Source organism: Nocardia shimofusensis NBRC 100134 (assembly GCF_001613125.1).
Lineage (GTDB): Bacteria > Actinomycetota > Actinomycetes > Mycobacteriales > Mycobacteriaceae > Nocardia > Nocardia shimofusensis.
The window spans coordinates 96,120-116,811 of the sequence record NZ_BDBT01000011.1; the positions used below are offsets into that span (position 1 = coordinate 96,120).

Below are 20,692 nucleotides of genomic sequence, written 5' to 3' on the forward strand. Positions count from 1 at the left end.
CGTCACTCCTCGAGATGCCGCGGGATCTCACCGGCCAGGATCTCGCCCATCCGGTTCAGATAGCGGGCGCCGATCGCGCCGTCGGTGGCGCGGTGATCGGCGGCCAGTGTGGCGGTGACCTGTGTACGCGCCGTCACCACCGTGTCCACCACACAGGGGCGCTCGCTCACCGCGCCGAATCCGACGATCGCGACCTGCGGCACGGGAATCACCCCGAACACCGAATCCACGCCCAGATCACCGAGATTGGTGACCGTCAGGGTGGCGGGCACGGTGTCGCGCGACCGCAGTCGTTGCGTGCGGGTTCGAGCGACCAGCTCACGCAGCGCCCCCATCATGGCCCGGACGGTGAGCGTGTCGGCGTCGGGCAAAGTGGGCACCATGATGCCGCCGCCGCGCAGGGACACGACAATGCCGAGATGAACGGCGGCGGCAGGCCGAAAGGCGTCGTCGATCCAGTGCCCGTTGAGCGCGGGTACCGACCGGGCCGCGCGCGCCGCGGCGCACAGCAACAGCGCCGAGGCCACGATCCGCTCCGTGACCGGAAGGGCGCGGTTGTACTCCCGCATCCGGGCGGCCGCGGCGTCCATGTCGATGGTGCTGGACAGGTAATAGTGCGGGATCGTCCGCTTGGAGCGGGTCATCGCGGTGGCGATGACCCGGCGGGCCGCGTCTCGGTCCCGGGCCGGAGCGACTCGTTCGCCGGCGCCGGCCAGACCTTCCTGGGGCACCGGCGCCGGTGCCGGCCGCACGACCTCCGCCGGGCGGACGTCGACCACGTCGCGCGCACGGATCGCCCCGTTGTGGCCACTGCCGCGAATCCGGCCCAGATCGAGGCCGGTCTCGGCCGCCAGACGGCGCGCGTACCCGGAGGCTCGGATCGTCTCGCCGCGTGCCGAAGCATCCGGGGGTCGCGTCGTGGTCGGCGCGGCGATATCGGCGCGGACGATTCGTCCCGCCGGTCCGGAGCCGTGCACCGCCGCCAGGTCCACGCCGGCTTCCTCGGCCAACCGCCGGACCAATGGGGTGGCGCGCATCGGGGTCTCACCGGACGGCCGGTCCTGCGCGCCGGTGCCGATCGGGGCTGCCGTCGGCTCCTGCGCCGCGACTGTCGCCGTGCCCGCGGGCGCCGCGACGCCGGAGTCGATCGTGGCCAGCGGGGTGCCCACCGCGACCGTGGCGCCCTCGGGCACGAGCAGTTCGCCGATGGTGCCCTCGTCGAAGCACTCGACGTCGATGGCCGCCTTCGTGGTGTCCACCTCGGCGACGATGTCGCCGGGCCGCACCTGATCACCCGGCCGCACCAGCCACCGCAACAGGGTGCCCTCGGTCATGTCCGCGCCCAGGGAGGGCATGCGGAACTGCGCACTCACGCCACCACCTCCTCGACGGCGGCCACGACGGCGGGCACCGAGGGCAATGCCGCCTCCTCCAGTTGCCTGGCATAGGGAATCGGCACGTCGGCGGTGCACACCCGGCGCACCGGCGCGTCCAGATCGAAGTAGGCGTGTTCGGCCACACACGCCGCCACCTCGGCCGCGATGCCCACTCGCGGCCAGCCCTCGTCGACCACCACCAGACGATGGGTGCGCGCCACCGAATCGAGAACAGCCGCGGTATCCAGTGGGCGCAGCGTCCGCAGATCCAGCACCTCGGCGTCGATGTGCGCGTCGGCAAGCCGCTCGGCGGCCGCGAGCGCGGTCGGCACGGTGCCGCCGTAGGCCACGATCGTGACATCGACGCCGGGCTTGCGGACGGCCGCGGCATCGATGCCGGGTACGGCGGAAGGCTCGGCTGCGTCGGATTCGCTGTTGTAGAGCGCGATCGGTTCGAAGATGATCACCGGGTCCGGATCCTGCAGCGCGGGCCACAGCATCGTGCGAGCGTCCTCGACCGTCGCCGCCGAGAGCACCCGCAGTCCCGGGATGTGGGCGTAGAAGGCTTCCAGGCTGTGCGAATGCTGCGCGGCGAGTTGACGCCCCGCACCGGTCGCCATCCGGATCACCAGCGGCACACCGAGTTGCCCGCCCGACATGTGCCGCAAGGTGGCGGCGTTGTTCAGAATCTGGTCGAGGGCGAGCAGACTGAAATTGGCCGTCATCACCTCTACGATGGGGCGCATGCCGCCCAACGCGGCGCCGATGCCCGCGCCGACGAAGCCGGCCTCGCTCAGCGGTGTGTCACGGATGCGCTCCGGGCCGAACTCCTCGAGCAACCCGCGGCTCACGCCGAAACAGCCACCGTAGGCGCCCACGTCCTCGCCCATGAGGAACACCCGGTCGTCACGGATCAACGCCTCGCGCAGCGCTTCTCGTACCGCCTCCCGATAGGTCGTCACGATTCCTCCGCGTACACGTGCCGGGTGAGGTCGGCGATCGGCTCGGCCGGTGCCTCCAGCGCGGCGGTGATCGCCGCCTCGATCTCGTTGTGCGCGGCCTGCTCGATGTTCTCGGCGTCGGCCTCGGTGAGCGCGCCCGCGGCGCGCAATTCGTCGGTCAGACGCGGGATCGGGTCGCGCGCCTTCCACTGCGCGATCTCGGCCGGGTCGCGGTAGCGGTCGGCGTCGTAGAGGGAATGCGCGCGGAATCGATAGGTGCGCAATTCCAGGAAACAGGGCCCACCGCCCGCGCGGATCGAGGTCACCGCCCGCCTGCCCGCCAGGGCGACGGCCTCGGCGTCCATCCCGTCGACCGGCCATGCCGCCATGCCGTATCCGGCGGCGCGCAGAGCCAGATCGGTCACGGCGTGCTCGCGCCGCAACGCGGTGCCCATCGCGTACTGGTTGTTCTCGCAGGCGAAGAGCACCGGTAGATGCCACAGGGCGGCCAGATTGGCACATTCGTGGAAGATGCCCTCGGCCAGCGCTCCGTCGCCGAACAGACACACTGTGACCCGCTGCCGGGCGCTGAGCACGTCGGCGAGCGCGAGCCCGACCGCCAGCGGCAGCCCACCACCCACGATGGCATTGCCGCCGTAGAACCTGCGCGAGCTGTCGAACAGGTGCATCGATCCGCCCCGGCCGTGACTGCATCCCGCACTGCGCCCGAACATCTCGGCCATCAGCGCGGTCATCGGGATGCCCCTGGCCAGCGCATGACCATGCTCGCGATAGGTGGAGACCACCGCGTCCTCACTCCCGAGCGCGCCGAGCAAACCGGCCGCCACGGCCTCTTCGCCGATGTAGAGGTGCAGGAAGCCGCGGATCTTCTCCTCGCTGTAGAGCCGGACGCATCGTTGTTCGAAACGGCGGATGCGCACCATCTGACGCAACAGGTCCAGCCGCTCGGCGGTGTCGAGCGGCGCGGGACCGGTGGCCTCGGCGCTCATGACGACGGATCCAGCGTCGAGACATCGCCCGCGGCCAGCCCCAGCTCACGAGTGCGCAGCACTCTGCGCATCACCTTCCCGCTGCGGGTGTGCGGCAACGCCTCGACGAAATCGATCTCCCTGGCCGCCACCGACCCCAGCGCCTGCCGGTTGAACGCCACCAGCTCGGCGGACAGTTCCGCCGAGGGCACCCGGCCGGCGCGCAACACCACGAACCCCTTCACCCGCTGCCCGGCGACGGGGTCGGGAACACCGATCACCGCGGCCTCGGCCACCGCGGGGTGGGCCATCAGCGCGCTTTCGACCTCGAACGGGCCGACCATGTGCCCGGCGGTCTTGATGACATCGTCGGCGCGGCCGACGAATCAGTAATAGCCATCGGCGTCGCGGCGCGCCAGATCGCCGGACAGATACCATCCGCCCGCGAACGCTTTCTCATAGCGCGCGGGGTCGCCCCAGTACCCTCGGAACATCGAGGGCCAGCCCGCCCGCAGCGCCAGTTCCCCGACCTCGTCGGTCCCGGCGGGCTCTACCGCGCCGTCGGTCACCCGCGCCCGGCCGTCGGGACCGCGCGCGAGCACCGTGGCCTCCACATCGGGCAGCGGCCTGCCCATCGAACCCGGACGCACCGGCTCGGCGGGATCGGCGGCGATCATGATCGCTCCTGTCTCGGTCTGCCACCAGGTGTCGTGTACCGGCCTCCCCAGAACCTGCTCCCCCCAGCGCACCACCGCGGCGTCCAGCGGCTCACCGACACTGGCCACCAGCCGCAAGTGCGACAGGTCGCAGCCCGCGGGCAGCTCGTCACCGCGCCTGCGCAACATCCGCAGGGCAGTCGGCGCGGTGTACCAGACCGCCACCCGCTCGGCCGAGAGGATCTCGTACCAGCGTCTGGCATCGAACTCGGCTTGGTCGCTGATCACGGTCGCTCCGAGCGCCAGCGGCGCGATGACTCCGTAGGACATGCCGGTCACCCATCCGGGATCGGCCGTGCACCAATAGATGTCGCCGCCGCGCAGATCCAGGGCCCGCGCCGCCGTCTCGCGGTGCGCGAGCACCGCGCCGTGCACGTGGATCGCGCCCTTGGGCCGCCCGGTCGTGCCGCTGGTGAAATGCAGCAACGCGACGTCTTCGCTGTCGGTCCGCACCGCTTCGAACCGCGGGTCCGCGACGGCCATCGCGGCCGGCAGATCCACCACACCGGCCTCGGACGCGGCCGGCTCGGCGGATGCGGCCGGTTCGGTATCGGTGAGCAACACGTGCCGCAGCGAGCCGAGCGCGGCACGAACGGGCGCCACGCGGCGCCGGTGCAGCGCGGCGGTGGTCACCACTACCTCCGCTTCGGCGAGGGTGATCCGCTCGCGTACCGGCTCGGGACCGAACGCCGGGAACAACGGGACGACAACGCAGCCGGCCTTCCACGCGCCGACGATGACGGTGTAGAGATCCGGACATCGACCCAGCAGGACGCACACCCTCGTCCCTGGCCGGACCCCGAGCCCGGTGAGTACGTCGGCGAAACGGCCCGCGGACGCGGCGAGCTCGGCGTAGGTGAGCGATACCGGGTCTGCCAGGGGGCGCAGCCATCGCACGGCCACCTGGTCCGCCCGCGGCGTACCCAGGTGCCGATCCACCGCCTCGTACGCGATATTCAGCGGCCCCGTGGTCGGGCGCGGCCGTGTGCCCCTGGAACGATCCGCGGCGTCCATGTAGCACCTCCTCGACCGGGTTCGGTCAGGTCTGCCACCCCCGCCGGCATCGTCGTCCTCGGCAAGAAGCCACGATGTCGGCGCGCTCGCTCGGCTCAGCCCACCCCGGCGGGAGTGATCAGCCCGAAGTGCCCGTCGTACCGGTGGTAGAGCACGCAGCCACGGCCGAGGACCTTGTCGCGGAAGAACACGAACGGCTGGCCGGCCAGTTCGAGCCGGGTGGCGGCCTCCTCGACAGTCAGCTCCGGCGGAGGTGTCGTGCTCATCGTCATGCCGGGCAGATCGGCGATCACCGCCTCCGGCCTGCCATCGGCCTGCGCGAGCCGATAGGAACCGTCCTGGGTGCGATACAGCACGCTGTCGGCGCCGCTGCCCGCTTCGACGAACAGGTGGAAGTCGTAGTCGAGCGCTTCGGCGTCGGCCGCCGCCGCACCACAGGTCTGCTCGGCCAGCGCATAGGACTTGTGCCGCACCACTTCCCGTGTCTCGGGCGGGCGGGGATAGTAGGGCAGCTGCGGCCGGGGCGCGTCGCCGTGGCGCCACTCGTGCTCGCCGTGGGCCCGCAGCCGTCGAATCGACTCGCCGCGGCGATCGATTCCGGCCAGCCGTGCCTTCAGCCGCTCCTGCAACAGGTCGACCGCCTCGCGCGTGGTCGCGGCCTGCACCTGGACCCGGACGCTGCGACCGCCGACATCGGCGACGACCTGGGCGACCACGCGTGAACTCACCGCGGGATCGCCGTGCCCGCTGAGCCGGACCCGGGCCGAGAGCACCGGCGCGGGCGCGTGTGTGAGCGCGTGCCCGATCTTCTCGCGCGCGTACTCGGCACCGGCGGCGGACACATACCGGCCGGTGGACACCCGTATCGGCTGCGCCGTGGTCGCCTGCTGCGGCGTGGCCTCGCCACCGCCGGCTGCGTCGCCGGACGAGGGCTGCGCGGCAGCCAGTTCGACGGTGCGCTCGCCCGCGGCGATCGCCTGATGCAACCGGGCTCTCGACAATGTCGCGGGCCCGCATTCGCAGCCGGCGGGCAACGCGTCGTCGCGCGGATCCTCCGCCGCGAGCAGATCGACATAGGCGGTGCCGCGCTGATGTCCACCATGACCGGTATCGATGCGGTCGCGGTCACCGTGGGCATGTGAGCCGACGACCGATCGGTACACCGCACCCTGCGCGGTGTCGATCACCTCGGCCACGTGGTGGCTGCGGGGACACCGGATCGTGAGGAGCACCTCCGGGCCCGAACCCGCCGATTCCATCGCGTGCTCCGCCAAGCGCCTGCGTTCGAGTGGAGATAGGCTCGAGTTCTCGGGCATGTATCCACGATCCCCCCGCACACCCGGCCGCGACAGTGGCCGAAGACTTCGATGACGATGACGATCGACTCTTGGGCCCGTCCGTCGTCCGGGCCAGACTCCCGCCCGGCGAGAACCCCCGAACACTGCTGACCAGATTCACGCTCAGAAGGAGAATCCCGTGCCGCAGCTCCCGGAGGGCGAGCCCTATGTGCAAGTGCGCGAGACCCACACCGGGGTGGTGATGCTCTGCGGTGATCGCGCCTACAAGGCCAAGAAACCCATCGTCACCGACTTCCTCGACTTCGGCACCCCCGCCGCGCGCGAGCGCGCGTGCGCCCGGGAGCTCGAGCTCAACCAGCGCCTCGCCCCCGATGTCTATCTCGGCCTGGCTCACGTGACCGACCCCGCGGGCGGCCCGGCCGAACCGCTGCTCGTCATGCGCCGGATGTCCGCGGCGATGCGACTGTCGGCGGTGCTCGCCGATCCGTCGCGGCGCCCGTCTCCGCTGCCGGACCTTGCCGCCACGGTGGCGCGATTCCACCTGGCAGCCCGCCGCGCCACGGAGATCGACGAGGCCGCCCGCCCCGAGCGGCTGCGACGACGGTGGCGCTCCCTGCTCGACCCGCTCGCCGACCACCCGTGCCCCGGCGTCGACCCGGCCGTTCTCGCCCGCATCGACGCGCTCGCGATGCGCTACATCGACGGCAGATCACCGCTTTTCGACGAACGGATCGCCGCGGGACGCATCATCGACGGCCACGGCGACATGCTCGCGGAGGACATCTTCGTGCTCCCGGACGGCTTCCGAATCCTGGACTGCCTCGATTTCGACGACCAGCTGCGCTATGTCGACGCGCTCGATGACGCCGCCTTCCTGGCGATGGACCTCGAATTCCTCGGCCATCCCCAGCACGCTCGGTCGTTCTTGGACGACTATGCCGACGCGGCGCGCGATCCGGCGCCGGTCACGTTGCGCCACCACTACATCGCCTATCGCGCGACGGTCCGCGCCAAGACCGACCGAGTCCGCTACGACCAGAACGACCCGGCCGCCGCGGGCAACGCCCGCCGCCACCTCGACCTGGCGGTGCGTCACCTCGAGCAGGGCGCGGTGCGGCTCGTGCTCGTCGGCGGCCTGCCCGGCACCGGGAAGTCCACGGTCGCCACGCAGCTCGCCGCCGGGACGGACGCGGTCGTGCTCTCTTCCGACGAGGTGCGCGACCGGATGCGCGCAGCGGGCGCTCTCACCGGCGATTCCGGAACCTTCGGCGCGGGGGCCTACGCACCGGCGGCGAAGACGGCGGTCTACACCACGCTGCTCGAGCTGGCACGCGAGCGCCTCGAGCACGGTGTCTCGGTGATCCTGGACGCGAGCTGGACAGATCCCGCCGAACGCGACCGCGCCGCGGCACTGGCGGATCAGACGTGCAGCGAGCTGGTGTCGCTGCACTGCACGTGCCCGGCAGAACTCGCACATCAGCGCATCGAGACCAGGACGCGCGGATACTCCGAGGCGACGCCCGCGATCGCCGACGCACTCGCCGCGACGGCAGCACCCTGGCCCGAGGCCACCCGGGTCGACACCGCACAACCACTCGAGGACTCGCTCGCCCTGGCCCTGCGGGCCTGGCAGGACCCGATGTGTCAGCAGAGGACTGTCCGGCAGCGTTGACAGCGGGCGACCGGCGTCGTACCAGAGCCGATGGTCACCCACGGCGAGGCAGGAATCCTCTCTCCCCTGCCCAGCAGGGCGAGAAGGCTTTTCTCGGGAGAGCTGGAGCGCCTGCCCCGGTGAAAGGAGGCTCTCATGACATCGGCGCCGGACACCAGGAACACACCGCAGCCGATCTTCCGTGACCGGAGTGAAGCCGGACGCGTGCTCGCCGAACTGCTCATGCACTATCGCGACGACCCGCAAGTGATCGTGCTCGGCCTCGCCCGCGGCGGTGTCCCCGTCGCTTGGGAGGTCGCGGCCGCCCTCGGCGCCCCGCTGGACACGATCATCGTGCGCAAGCTCGGCGCGCCTGCCAACCCGGAGTTCGCGATCGGCGCGCTGGCCGGTGACGGCCGGATCGTGCTGAACGACGACACGGTGCGGGCGCTGGGACTGACCGCGGACCAGGTGCGCGACATCGCCCGCGACGAGGCGCGCGAACTGGCCCGCCGGGAAGCCGCCTACCGGGGCGGCCGTCGCCCGCTCGACGTCGCCGGTCGCACGGTGATTCTCGTCGACGACGGGCTGGCGACCGGCGCGAGCATGGTCGCCGCTGTTCAGGCGATCGGTGCCGCCGAGCCCGGACGCATCGTGGTCGCCGTGCCCGCCGCGCCCGAATCCACCTGCCGGGAATTCGAGTCCATGGTCGACGAAATGGTCTGCGCGAGCATGCCCTCGCCGTTCCTGGCGGTCGGCGACTCCTTCTGGAACTTCACCCAGGTCACCGACGACCAGGTACGCGCACTGCTCGCCGACACTCCCGCACGGGCCCGCTCCGCGGTCCCGGACACGACCGAGCTGGTACGGGCGGCCGCCATCCCGGCGCCGGGAGGGGTGGTGCCCGCCGATGTGATCGACGATCTGGTCGGCGACGCGCGATTCGTGCTGATCGGGGAGAGTTCGCACGGCACACGCGAGTTCTATGCCGCGCGGGCGGCGATCACCCGCCGGCTCATCACGGACAAGGGCTTCGACGCGGTCGCGGCCGAGGCGGACTGGCCCGACGCCTACCGGGTCGACCGTTACGTCCGCGGCGTCGGTACCGACGACTCGGCAGCACACGCCCTCGGCGACTTCGAACGATTCCCCACCTGGATGTGGCGCAACACGGTGGTCCGCGATTTCGTGTCCTGGCTGCGCCTGCACAACGAGGCCCGTCGCCGGGCGGGCGGCACGCCGACCGGGTTCTACGGGCTCGATCTCTACAGCATGCACCGCAGCATGCAGCGGGTGATCTCGTATCTGGAGACCGTGGACCCCGCCGCCGCCGAACGAGCGCGCCGCCGCTACAGCTGCTTCGACCGCAATTCCGACAACGACGCCCAGGCCTACGGATTCGCGGCCGCCTTCGGCGCGGGCGAGTCCTGCGAGGCCGAGGCGGTGCGCCAGCTGGTCGAACTGCAGCGCGGCGCAGCCGCGCACATGGACGTCCACGACGGCGAGGCCGGCTTCGACGCCCTGCGCAACGCATGGACGGTGCGCGGCGCCGAGGCGTACTACCGCGCCATGTTCGGCCCGCGCGTCTCCTCCTGGAACCTGCGTGACGAACACATGGCCGACACCCTCGACGCGCTCGCCCGGCACCTCGATCGGCCGGACAAGCAGGCGCGCGTCGTGGTTTGGGCGCACAACTCGCACGTCGGGGACGCGCGCGCCACCGAAATGGGCGCCGAGGGGCAGCTCTCGCTCGGACAACTGGTACGGGAACGGCACGGGGACGATGCCCGCCTCATCGGCTTGACGACCGGCCACGGCACGGTGACGGCGGCCGACGCGTGGAACGGCCCCGCCCACTTCAAGCGCGTCCGCGACCCGCTCCCCAGCAGCGTCGAAGAGTTGCTGCACGACACCGGTATCCCGGCGTTCCTGGTGCGCACCGATCGGCCCTCCGAGGCGGTGGACGTGCTCGGCACGCCGCGCCTGGAACGCGCGATCGGTGTCATCTACCAACCCGCCACCGAACGCCACAGCCACTACTTCCACAGCCGCCTCGCCGACCGCTACGACGCGGTGATCCACATCGACGAGACCACCGCGATCGAGCCGCTGGAACCCGGTGAGCACTGGATCTCCGGCCGAACCCCGGAGACCTACCCGAGCGGACTGTGAGGCGACTCGCACCACGCCTGCCGGGCTCCGACTGGCAACCTCCGGCCCCGCGATCTGTGACGTTCGTCTCTGTTCAGGGGCGGGCCGATCGGGCACGGTGGAGAAGTCCGTCCGGACGACTCGACGCATCCGCACACATGGCAAGGCAGCCGACCATGGGCTCTCGCGAATCACACATGACCCAGACGGATCTGTTCGCTTGGAGCATGGAACACGATCCGCTTCTGCGGTCGACCATCGTCACGGTGTTGATCCTCGACACCGAACCGGACCGGGCGCGGATGGTCGAACTCATGGATCGCGGTACTCGCGTGGTTCCCAGATTCCGGCACGTGTTGTCGGTCGCTCCGATGAATCTCACGCCGCCCCGGTGGAAGGCGGATACCGACTTCGATCTGTCCTGGCACCTGCGCTGGTCCGCGCTGCCCGCGCCGGGCGACATGTCCACGGTCCTCGACTTCGCGCGCACCGAGATGATGACCGCCTTCGATCCGATCCGCCCGCTGTGGACCTTCACCGTGCTGACCGGGCTGTCCGGCGGCCGGTGTGCGGCCGTCCTCAAGGTGCACCACAGCTTGACCGACGGCATCGGCGGCATCCAGATCGCCGGGGAGATGCTGGATCTCGCGCGGGAGGGCACCGAACGCGAGCCGGTCGGCGACAGCGGCCCACCCGATTCCGGAGCGCTGGCCGACATCGTGGAGTGGAATCTGTCCACCGGATACGAGGTGGTCCGGGCCGGGCTGTCGACGGCGGCATCGGCGGCGCGGCAGACACTCACCTCTCCGGTGCGGGCCGCCCGCTCCGGAGCCGGCTTGGCCTGGTCGCTGGCCCGGTTCGTGCGGCCCATCACCAGCACCCTGTCGCCGGTGATGACCGAGCGCGGTCAGAGCAGGCGACTGAGCGTGTTGGAAGCACCGCTCGCCGAGTTGTCCGCCGCGGCCCACCGAGCGGAATGCACCCTCAACGATGCCTACCTCGCGGCCTTGCTGATCGGTCTGCGGGCCTACCACGAACGTCAGGGCGCCTCGGTCGAGCAGCTCCGTCTCACGATGCCGATCAGCACCCGGACCGCGGCCGACCCCATCGGCGGAAACCGCATCACTCTGGCGAGATTCGCCGTGCGCGCCGACATCGACGACGCGATCGCCATGATGCGCGCGGTGCACGCCACCGTCGAGGGCTGGCGTCACGAGCAGGCGATCCCGCTGACCAACGCGGTGGCCGCCGTGCTGAACCGGCTGCCCAGCATGGTGCTCGCACAGATGCTCGAGCACGTGGATTTCGTCGCCTCCGACGTCCCCGGCTCACCGGTGCCGCTCTATCTCGCCGGTGCCGAGATCGAGCAAATGCACGCATTCGGCCCGACGTTGGGAACGGCCTTCAACGCGACCCTGGTCTCCCACATCGGCACCTGCTACATCGGACTCGATATCGACACCGCCGCCGTGACAGACCCGGCGGAGTTCCTCGACTGCATCGACAGCGGTCTGCGCGCCGTCCGCGCTACGGGCGCCCGGCCACCGGAAACGGCGCCGCCGCCGACGGGAACGTGAACCTCGCGAAGTCCGTCGCAACGACCGAAAGGTGCTGTGCCCAGTGCATTCTCCCGGTGGCTGTGCTCGACGTGCTCGACCGGTTCGCCCGGCCGGATCGAAAGGACTCCGATGATGTTCGAACTCGATGGCCGCAGCGCCGTCGTGACCGGCGGCGCACGCGGGATCGGCGCCGCGGTCGCCCGGTCGCTGGCCGACGCCGGAGCGGGAGTCGTCGTCGCCGACGTCCTCGACAGCGAGGGCACGGAAACCGCTGAGAGCCTCGGTCACCGCGGGCGCTTCGCTCACCTCGACGTCACTCAGGAGAACGACTGGCGGAAAGTGCTCGACATCGCCGAGGACACCTTCGGACCACTCGCCGTATTGATCAACAACGCGGGCATCCTCGATTTCGGCGAGATCACCGAGCAGTCGCCCGCCGCGTTCCGGAACGTGCTCGATGTCAACCTCTTCGGCTCCTGGCTGGGCATGCACACCGCGGCGCCGCTGCTGCGTGCGGCCGGAGGCGGGGTCATCGTGAACATCTCCTCCACCGCCGGGCTGACGGGCTATTCGGGCATCGGCGCCTACGTGGCTTCCAAGTGGGGTCTGCGCGGTCTCACCAAGACCGCGGCCATCGAACTCGGCCGCGCGGGCATCCGGGTCTGCTCGGTCCATCCCGGCCCGATCGACACCCCCATGACCGCCGAGATGGACCGCGCCGTCGCTGCCGCGCAGCCACTGCCGCGCTTCGGCGAGTCCGCGGAAGTGGCCGCGATGGTCACCTTCATCGTCACCGAGGCCGGCTTCTCCACCGGGTCGGAATTCGTCCTCGACGGCGGGGCCACAGCGGGCCAAGTGCTCCCGCCGCTGTCCAGCTGACCGACACGGAGAACCAGCTCCCGCCTCGCCGGGCGGAAAGGAATTCTCGATGACCACTCGTCCCGAGGACAACCGTCACGCACTCGCCGCCGCGGCCGTGGTCGTCGGCGCCGACGGCTCCGAGCCCGCCGCGATCGCCGTCCGCTGGGCCGCGCGCACGGCCGCCGACCGAGGCCGCCGCCTGCTGATCGTGCACGGCATCGACCTGGCGAACACCCGCGCGACATACGACAACAGCCAGATCGAGGCGCCCGCGATCGTCGAGGCGTTCCACACCCGTGGCGCGCGATTGCTGTCCGAGGCGGTGGCTCTCGCTCGCGAGATCGCCCCCTCTGTCGAGATCGGCACCGATCTGGCCGACGACAATCCCGCCAGCCGCCTGATCGCTCTGTCGGAGCGGGCGCACATGGTCGTCCTGGGCGCCGCGGCGAGGGTCGGCCCGTTCGCCCACCTGGGGTCGACCCTGCTCGCGGTCACCGCTCACGCGCACGGCGCCGTGGTGGTGGTACGAGGCGGTCCCACCCCCGATCGCGCACCGGTCGTGGTCGGGGTGGACGCCGGCGCGGCCGGGGAGCCCGCGATCGAGGCGGCATTCGCCGAGGCCGCGGTCCGCGGAGTCGAGCTGGTCGCCGTGCACGCCTGGAGCGACCTGTCCTCCACGGCGTTCGCGGGCGCGTCCTATGTCGGTGATCCGCCGGACGCTTTGATGGACGGCGAGCGAGCGCTGCTGGCCGAACGGCTCGCCGGCTGGCAGGAGAGGTACCCGGACGTCGCCGTGACGCGCCAGGTGTATCTGTCGGGCCCGCGCGAGCAACTGGGCGAGTGGTCGGGCAAAGCGCAGCTACTCGTCGTCGGCAGCCGCGGTCGAGGCGGATTCCGTTCCCTGCTGCTGGGTTCCACCAGCAATTGGCTTGTACAACATGCCGACTGCCCGGTGATGGTCGTCCACGCCGATTGAGCCGAGCGCCCCTCACGGCATCGCAGGTGGCGTTTCAGCCTTCGACCCGCTTCTTCAGGCCGTTCAACGTGCTGTCCACCAGACCTTTGATCACCCGATTGCGAATGAAGCCGGGCAGCGGCAAGTTGTGGTGGATGGTCAGCTGATAGGTGACCGACGTGGCGGCCGGACCGGCTTCCTCGAGCTGATAACGACCCTCCTGACCGGTCTGCATGCGACCTTCGACCATCGACCAGCTCATACCGTCGTCACGGTGACGGTAGGTGAGGGTGTAGGTGTCGGTACCCACCGTCGCCGAAGCCTTGAACCGGGCAGTCACCGGCAGACCGGTCTGCTCATCCGCCTCGAGCACCTCGGCTTCGAGGATCTCGGGAATCCACTCCGGCTGGCTTTCCAGATCACGGATGGTCGCGAGCACCCGTGCCGCCGGGGCGTGCAGACGGACGGTTTTCGTCGCGCTGTCAGTGGGCATGGTCGCCGCGCCCGCCATGATTCGCCGCTCGGGGGACGGCGCAGATCCACATGTCGGTCATGAGATCTCCTCGTGGGTGGAGATGCCGATGTTTTCGGGAACCCGGACGTTCGTTCGCGACACTACTCCCCGCGCCCGGCGGAGAGTAGCCCGATCGATGGGGGACTCCGCAGGGTGCCGCGCATCAGCATCCTCCCTGGCGCCAACCGATGTCGATGCCGCGGGCGCTGCCGAACGCCCTCACCTCTATCCGGGAGGCGCTTTCGGACGTACCCTATGACCGACCGGTCGGTCATAGGTGTGCGTGATCCGTACGCACTCGGCAAGGAGGCGAGCAGTGAACTTCGTCAGACGATGGGTGGCGGCGGCAGGCACGGCCGCCGCCGTGATGGTCGCGGCGGCAGGTGGGGCCTCGGGCGAGGCCCCCGAGCCCGTGCCCTACAGCTATCTGGCCGGGCTCGCCGCCCAGGCGCAGACACCGGGGCAGGCGCCGGCCGGTGCCAACGATTGGTCGTGCCGCCCGACGACTCGCCACCCCCGCCCCGTAGTACTCCTGCACGGACTGGGCAACGAGACGGTGAGCTGGCAGACCCTCTCGCCCCTGTTGGCGCGAGCCGGGTATTGCGTCTTCACCACCACGTACGGCACCGGTGCGCTGGGACCTGCTGTCGGCGCTCTGGCTCCGCTGGAACGCAGTGCCGCCGAGGTCGGCGCTTTCATCGACCGCGTGCGCGCCGCGACCGGGTCGGACCGGGTCGACATCGTCGGGCACTCGATGGGAGCGGCCGTGTCGTTCTACTACATGCGTCATCTGGAGGGTGCGCCCGCGATCGCCCGCCTGATCGGTCTGGGCGCGCCGTACCACGGATCGACGGTCAGCGGACTCGATGTGCTCGGCCGGTGGGTCGCCGACCTGCCGGGCGGAGCGCAGATCGTCGAGGACTGCGGGCCGTGCCAGATGTCGCCCGGATCGCCGGCAGTCGAGTTCCTCGGCGCCGACGCCCGCCTGGCGCCCGAGACCGAGTTCATCAGCATCGTCAGTCGGTACGACGAGATCGCCACGCCGTTCGCCACCGGAATGCTGGAAGGCCCCAATGCGCGCAACATCGTGCTCCAGGATGTGTGCGCCTCCGATTTCAGCGAACACTACGGACTGACCTCGGACCCCATCGCGGTCGCCGAGGTCCTCAACGCGCTCGACCCCGAGCACGCGCGAGCGGTGGATTGCCGCTTGGTCGCGCCGCTGCTGGGCCCCGTGATCCCGCCGACCGAGCCAGGAGCACGGTGATGCCGGCCCGGCGGCTGGAAATCCGCACTCCCTACGGCGTGGTCGCGGTGTGGCTGTCCGGACCGGAGGACGCCGCGACACCGGCACTGATGCTCTTGCACGCCAATCCCGGTGACCATCGGGACTTCGCGCCGGTGACCAGCGCGTTCGAACGCGACCGGCTGGTCGTCGGCGTCGACTGGCCCGGCTTCGGCGACTCGGTGGCCGCACGCCCGGACGAGGTCACCGTGGCGGCACTGGGGGAAGTGGCGACAACGGTGGTGCATACGCTGGCGGACAGAGGGATTCGGCGACTGTCGATCATCGGCAACAGCGTCGGAGGCCACGCCGCTGTCCGGGCCGCCCAGCACCACCCCGGCCTGGTCGAGTCCGTGGTGCTGGTGCAACCCGCGGGCTTCATCCCGGCGAACTCGGCGACGCGCGCGCTGTGCCGTGTGATGAGCCGGCCGACCGTAGCGCGGTGGGTCATCGCACCGAGCGCACGCGGGTACCTGGGCCCGTTGCGCAGTGAGAGCCATCGCGCCATCTACGAACGGGCCGTGCGGGTTCGCCACGACCCGGCACGATCGGCTGTCTATCGCGCACTGTGGCGCAGCCTCGGCGGTCCCGATGCCGATCTCGGCGCAGAGGCGCCGCTGCTGCCGCGCACCCGCGTGCAAGTGGTGTGGGGCACTCGGGATCCGATCAACCCGTGGTGGCTCAATCGACGTGCCCTCGCTCGCGCTCTGCCACACGCACAGATCGTGCCATTGCCCACTCGGCACGAACCGTTCAGCGAGAATCCGCAGCTGTTCCTCCGCACCGTCCGACAGTTCCTCACCGACCAGGCAGGATCAGCCTCATGAGACCCGCCGAACCCGGCCGTCGCGCCCTGCTGAACGCGGGGCGTTCACTCCTGGCCGGCTCCGACTTGACCAGATTGTCGGTCAACTCTGTCACCACCGCCGCCACCATGGCCAAAGGCAGCTTCTACCAGCACTGGCGCAGCCGCGAGGACTACATTCGAGCCCTTCACGAGATATTTCACGACGAACTGTTCGACAAGGTCCAGCAGCAGGTGGCCGGATGGCCGCCCGGCGCCGAACGACTGGCCACGGGCATCGCGGCCTATCTCGACGGCTGCCTGGCCGAGCCGGCGACCAAAGCTCTTCTCGTCCAGGCCAGGACCGAGGCCGGCCTCAGTGAGGAGGTCGCCCGGCGCAACCAGCAGGCCGCCCAGTTGCTCACTGCCGACCTCGCCGCCATCGGCTGGCGCGACCCCGAGCCCCTCGCGGTCCTGCTCGTCGCCGCGATAGCCGAGACCGCTCTCATCGAGCTCGCCGACGGACGGCGGCGCGACGACATGCGCACCGCGATCCAGCGGCTGGCCCGCCCCGCACGAGACTGACACCGACGAGCCCCGGCCCGAGCAGAACCGGTTTGCCGTTCCCCCTCGGGAACATGAAAACACCCCCTGAGTAGCGATATCAGGGGGTGTACCGGTGGTCCCAGCTGGGATCGAACCAGCGACAGAATGTATCTCGTTGGCGCGCCGATCAGCCCAGATATAGCCTCTACCTGGCACTTTCCAGAGAAATTGAGTAGCAGCCGTACGCATGTGTAGGCACGAATGGGCTGCGCTATTGCGCGTATATTGCGCGCGGATCGGAGGAGGGACATGCCTGCGACAACGAGACGGAAGAGGACTCGGGCACCCCGCCGGGCCTTCGGAAGGGTTCGGCAATTCCGGTCGGGCCGATGGCAGGCGTCCTATGTCGGGCCAGACCTCGAAATGCACATAGCGGACACCACCTTCGATACAAAGGGACGAGCCGAGGGCTGGCTGGCCCAGGAACGCAGGCTGATCGATCTCGACATCTGGACTTCTCCCGCCGCCCGCGCCGCCGCGGAAGCGGCCGCGAAGGCCGAGGCGGAGATGGAGGCTCCCGAAGTCGTCTGCTTCGGTCCGTACGCCAAGAACGTTGTCGCGACCCGCGTCTCACGCCGAGGGAAGCCACTCTCGCGCCGCACGGTGGACTCCTACACCTACCTGCTGCGTGACCACATCAATCCGAGCTTCGAGGACACCCCTGTCGCCGACATCACCTTCGAGATGGTCCGCACCTGGTACAGCAACGTATCCCGCCGTCGGCCACACGGGCGGAAATCGAAGGTCGAGAACGTGAATCGCGACGTACCGACCACGCGAGCGCGCGCCTACGAGGTTCTTCGAATGGTGCTCAACGTCGCCGTCGAAGACGGGCTGATCTCCCAGAACCCGTGCCGGATCAAGGGCGCGACCGCGATCGAACCTGCCCACGACGCCACCGTCCTGACACCAGCCGAGATCGACGCTCTTGCCCGCGCGATGCCCGCCGAACTCGGCGCCTCGGTCCTGCTGGCCTCATGGTGCGGACTACGCCCCTCCGAGACCTACGAACTGCGCCGCCGCAACCTCAACGCCGACTGCTCGATCCTCACCGTCGCGTTCGCCGCGACCTACCGAAACGGCAAGACAGTGATCGACCGCCCCAAATCCGGCTCCACCGGAGAAGTCGTCATCCCCGACCACATCCGACCCGCGATCCGCCGGCACCTCGAAAAGCATGTCGCCGAAGCACCGGACGCTCTGCTGTTCCCCGACCCCGTGACCGGGAAGACCATGCGTGAATGGGTCTACCGCCGCATCTTCAAAGCGGCGTGCGCCAAGATCGGCCGACCCGACTTCCGCCCAGCTGAGCAGCGTCACACCGGCGGCACTGTCGCCGCACAGGCAGGCGGCACCCTGCCGGAAGTCATGGAACGACTCCGCCACAAGACACCGCAGGCCGCCATGCGCTACCAGCGGATCGCCGCAGGTCGAGCTCAGACACTCGCTTCGAACATCTCCAAGTTCGCCAATACTGAACCACCGGCATAGGACCATGTCTCACATGGGCGCTTCGCCTTTGGCGTGAACCGTCAACTTATCCGGAGGGCAGGACACCCCATCTCGATGACGACAGACGACGGTTCGGACCGAGCGTGCGTCTCGGTCCGAACCATCACCACGTTCTACCAACCAAATGCCCGCGTAGCCCATCAGCGCTTGAGTCCTTGTGTGTGCCAAGGCTATTCCGAGATCACATCTATAGATGCGCATATCTACTTGACGACATTTATATTCGACGAGCGCGACACCCTTGCTCACCCATGAGCGCCATCCACCTGATGTTCCATCCGGGCGGATCGCGGGCGGACCTCGCCATTGATGCACTGTTCCCGGATTACGGGAACATCGAAGGCTACGAACACGACGCTCCGCACTCCCCTCCTCGGCTACCGCATGACAGCGGTCGCGAGGTTGGACACCCCGTGATTCCGCCTTGCGACGGCCAAGCTCTGCGATCCCTTGCAACGCGAGGCACGTCGCGACCGAAAGCGCACCGCTTTGGCGGGTGCAGTCGAACGCTGGAGATACCCACGACCCCCAGACCGATTGTCCACACCGGCCCAACGGACGATCAAACCATGGATGCGGCCAATGCCGGATGGCAGGACCGGTGGAGTGCCAACCCCCTCATCGCGTCGTCTGCCAAGCTATGGGGACTCGAACCCCTCACCCCACGCCAAAAAATGCCAGGTCAGCGAGCTGATGAGGGCCGCCCACCGCAGGTCAACAGCCGTTTCAAGACCGTTCGTGCCATTTCAGGACCAAAGCTAACCTCCATGTGGTGACGGCGTCAACGCCGCAGGTCATCAGGTTGCTGCTCTCGGGGGCGGTGACGGGGTCACCACCCCCGAGAGCAGCAACCTGGAGCCCGAGATCACCTATCGTCCGCCGTTCCTCTCCACGGGAGACAACCCGACGGACTTACCGAACTGCTCGACCGGGTGAAACCGCTGCGTAGCCGGCCCGGACGGCCACGTCACTACGTCCAGACCCTGATCTCCGACAAGGGCTACCACTACCCCCGCGTTCACGAACTGCGGTAGCGTCGCATCACCGGCCACATTCCCCGATGCGGCACCCGCGACAAGGTGACAGTCGGCGGTGGATCGTCGAGCGGGCCTTCGCCCTGTTGCATCAGTACCGGTGTCTGGCCGTGCGCTGCGAGCGCCGCACCGACATCCACCTGGGATTCCTCGACCTCGCCGCAGCACTCATCTGCTCGCGAAGACTCGGCAACCTACCCGGTAGGAGCTGATAGGCGCACAGTCGAGCTGAAGTTCCGACCTTCGTCGGCTACGACCAGACCGATCCCTCTTCATACTCCAGCTTGAGTTTGCGGATAGCGTTCTGGTGACTTTCAGACAGCTGAACGAACTCCACCCCAACCTCCCTGCTTGACGGACTGAAGACGAAGGCGATCATCTGGCCTGGCCGCTCGCCCGGCGAAACCAGCGCCCCAGCGAATGCCTCACCATCTGACACCCGCTCGATAACGTAGGCGGGCGGCGTCTCGCCGAGTTCCCATCGCAGAAATCCGTTGATCGTCACCGTATCTATGCGACAGACGGCGTCGCCATTCTGAAAGTAGATCTCGTCGGCGGCAACATCGAGCGTATGTGTATGCGGCCACCGCGGGCCGCTGCGCACAGGACCGTTCGGAGCGTCGAGGGATGTCAGAGGAAACGTCCGCAAGACGGTGTTGGCAGGTTCGAGCTGATACAGAACCTCTGTTGACCGAAGAAGCAGCTCATCCCAGTAATCCGTGAATCTCCTATATTTCTTGTGCGATTTACCATTCTGATCCAACACTGCACCGCTGTCGTCGACCGCGAATGCAGTACGAGCCGCCGACGACACGAGGGCCAATTTGTAATCATTCCAGGTCAACAGCCTTTTCTGCCTCGGAAAACATTCGGCGACAGTGCCCGTCATCTCCAGCAGCGGAAACTGTTCTTGCAGCGGTCGTGTCCACTCCTTAAGCTGATACAGCTCGACGCCGTGGCGTGCCGCCTTCTTCTGCGCCGTCGGCGAGAATCCCGATGTCGAGACGATCGCACGGTGCGTGATCGACGGCATATCGTTCAGCTTCAGACAGAGGGCCTCCACCTTCCCAACATCCAGCGCCGGACCTTCATGCTTCACCTCGTAGGCCATGAACGCATCGGTCACTGAGTCAAAATCCTGAATCGTCACCGTCACGTCGACGTCGCGCGTTGACTCCGATGCCTCGTCCTCGACCATCTCACCGATGGTGATGTCGACCGCGTTGGGATTCCGCCTCAGACAACACAGTGCGGTCAGATACTGCACCAGCATGGGAGTTAGCGGGATCTTGGACACCCTGTCCTCCTGGTTCGAGTGGATCGTACAACGGCATCTCACCGAGAAGCCCTATGTCACCGCTTATTGACATTGAACTAGCGTCTGAAGCGTAAAGCATGTGTGGGGCTTTGAAGTAGCTGCGGACGTGGTCGGGAAACTTCTGGACG

The 20,692-nt window shown here is 68.8% G+C and carries 18 protein-coding genes; 10 read left to right on the forward strand and 8 right to left on the reverse strand.

Going from position 1 to position 20,692, the window contains the following annotated elements:
* Positions 1 to 2: 2 nt before the first annotated feature.
* The 6 genes from NS3_RS14560 to NS3_RS14585 form a co-directional block, all read right to left on the reverse strand.
* Positions 3 to 1,373 carry a dihydrolipoamide acetyltransferase family protein gene (locus NS3_RS14560; protein ID WP_245649623.1) on the reverse strand — a complete coding sequence of 457 codons (1,371 nt, stop codon included), beginning with the start codon at positions 1,371 to 1,373 and terminating at the stop codon, positions 3 to 5.
* The gene (locus NS3_RS14565; RefSeq protein ID WP_067860028.1) at positions 1,370 to 2,341 is read right to left on the reverse strand and encodes an alpha-ketoacid dehydrogenase subunit beta; all 972 of its coding nucleotides are present in this window, start codon (positions 2,339 to 2,341) and stop codon (positions 1,370 to 1,372) included. Before NS3_RS14565 ends, NS3_RS14560 begins: the two co-directional genes overlap by 4 nt.
* A complete protein-coding gene (pdhA, locus tag NS3_RS14570) occupies positions 2,335 to 3,327 on the reverse strand; it encodes a pyruvate dehydrogenase (acetyl-transferring) E1 component subunit alpha (protein ID WP_174550474.1) in 993 nt (330 codons plus the stop codon). Before pdhA ends, NS3_RS14565 begins: the two co-directional genes overlap by 7 nt.
* Positions 3,324 to 3,650, reverse strand: coding sequence for an AMP-binding enzyme (locus NS3_RS30055; protein ID WP_067859740.1), 327 nt, complete (start codon positions 3,648 to 3,650; stop codon positions 3,324 to 3,326). The genes pdhA and NS3_RS30055 overlap by 4 nt, the downstream gene beginning before the upstream one ends.
* A 42-nt stretch (positions 3,651 to 3,692) precedes the next feature.
* Positions 3,693 to 5,036: an AMP-binding protein gene (locus NS3_RS14580; RefSeq protein ID WP_067859742.1), complete on the reverse strand. Its 1,344-nt coding sequence runs from the start codon at positions 5,034 to 5,036 to the stop codon at positions 3,693 to 3,695.
* Between the two features lie 95 nt (positions 5,037 to 5,131).
* A complete protein-coding gene (locus NS3_RS14585) occupies positions 5,132 to 6,295 on the reverse strand; it encodes a sigma 54 modulation/S30EA ribosomal C-terminal domain-containing protein (protein WP_218018237.1) in 1,164 nt (387 codons plus the stop codon).
* A 217-nt stretch (positions 6,296 to 6,512) separates the two neighbouring features.
* On the opposite strand from NS3_RS14585, the gene NS3_RS14590 reads away from it, so the two are divergent.
* The 5 genes from NS3_RS14590 to NS3_RS14610 all read left to right on the forward strand — a co-directional run bounded on the left by NS3_RS14590 (position 6,513) and on the right by NS3_RS14610 (position 13,532).
* Positions 6,513 to 8,006: a bifunctional aminoglycoside phosphotransferase/ATP-binding protein gene (locus NS3_RS14590; protein ID WP_307610006.1), complete on the forward strand. Its 1,494-nt coding sequence runs from the start codon at positions 6,513 to 6,515 to the stop codon at positions 8,004 to 8,006.
* Between the two features lie 135 nt (positions 8,007 to 8,141).
* Positions 8,142 to 10,157 (forward strand): erythromycin esterase family protein, encoded by a 2,016-nt coding sequence (locus tag NS3_RS14595; RefSeq protein WP_067859743.1) that lies wholly within the window; start codon positions 8,142 to 8,144, stop codon positions 10,155 to 10,157.
* Between the two features lie 176 nt (positions 10,158 to 10,333).
* On the forward strand, positions 10,334 to 11,713 hold the full coding sequence (locus tag NS3_RS14600; protein ID WP_084495531.1) for a wax ester/triacylglycerol synthase domain-containing protein: 1,380 nt from the start codon (positions 10,334 to 10,336) through the stop codon (positions 11,711 to 11,713).
* A 114-nt stretch (positions 11,714 to 11,827) separates the two neighbouring features.
* Positions 11,828 to 12,574 carry an SDR family NAD(P)-dependent oxidoreductase gene (locus tag NS3_RS14605; RefSeq protein WP_067860038.1) on the forward strand — a complete coding sequence of 249 codons (747 nt, stop codon included), beginning with the start codon at positions 11,828 to 11,830 and terminating at the stop codon, positions 12,572 to 12,574.
* Positions 12,575 to 12,623: 49 nt separating this feature from the next.
* Entirely contained in the window at positions 12,624 to 13,532 is a 909-nt protein-coding gene (locus tag NS3_RS14610; RefSeq protein ID WP_067859749.1) for a universal stress protein, read from the forward strand.
* Between the two features lie 34 nt (positions 13,533 to 13,566).
* Here the strand turns inward: NS3_RS14610 and NS3_RS14615 are convergent, their stop codons facing one another.
* Positions 13,567 to 14,004 (reverse strand): SRPBCC family protein, encoded by a 438-nt coding sequence (locus NS3_RS14615; RefSeq protein ID WP_067860041.1) that lies wholly within the window; start codon positions 14,002 to 14,004, stop codon positions 13,567 to 13,569.
* 337 nt (positions 14,005 to 14,341) lie between these two features.
* On the opposite strand from NS3_RS14615, the gene NS3_RS14620 reads away from it, so the two are divergent.
* The 5 genes from NS3_RS14620 (at position 14,342) to NS3_RS30575 (ending at position 19,458) form a co-directional block, all read left to right on the forward strand.
* Positions 14,342 to 15,292: an esterase/lipase family protein gene (locus NS3_RS14620; protein ID WP_067859752.1), complete on the forward strand. Its 951-nt coding sequence runs from the start codon at positions 14,342 to 14,344 to the stop codon at positions 15,290 to 15,292.
* Complete coding sequence (locus NS3_RS14625; protein ID WP_067859754.1) at positions 15,292 to 16,137, forward strand: alpha/beta fold hydrolase; 846 nt, start codon at positions 15,292 to 15,294, stop codon at positions 16,135 to 16,137. Before NS3_RS14620 ends, NS3_RS14625 begins: the two co-directional genes overlap by 1 nt.
* On the forward strand, positions 16,134 to 16,679 hold the full coding sequence (locus NS3_RS14630; protein ID WP_067859756.1) for a TetR/AcrR family transcriptional regulator: 546 nt from the start codon (positions 16,134 to 16,136) through the stop codon (positions 16,677 to 16,679). Before NS3_RS14625 ends, NS3_RS14630 begins: the two co-directional genes overlap by 4 nt.
* A 270-nt stretch (positions 16,680 to 16,949) precedes the next feature.
* Positions 16,950 to 18,191, forward strand: coding sequence for a site-specific integrase (locus NS3_RS14635; RefSeq protein WP_507762081.1), 1,242 nt, complete (start codon positions 16,950 to 16,952; stop codon positions 18,189 to 18,191).
* Between the two features lie 1,081 nt (positions 18,192 to 19,272).
* Positions 19,273 to 19,458, forward strand: coding sequence for a hypothetical protein (locus NS3_RS30575; protein ID WP_157101340.1), 186 nt, complete (start codon positions 19,273 to 19,275; stop codon positions 19,456 to 19,458).
* A gap of 38 nt (positions 19,459 to 19,496) precedes the next feature.
* Here the strand turns inward: NS3_RS30575 and NS3_RS14640 are convergent, their stop codons facing one another.
* Complete coding sequence (locus NS3_RS14640) at positions 19,497 to 20,543, reverse strand: restriction endonuclease (RefSeq protein ID WP_157101341.1); 1,047 nt, start codon at positions 20,541 to 20,543, stop codon at positions 19,497 to 19,499.
* Positions 20,544 to 20,692 lie beyond the last annotated feature (149 nt).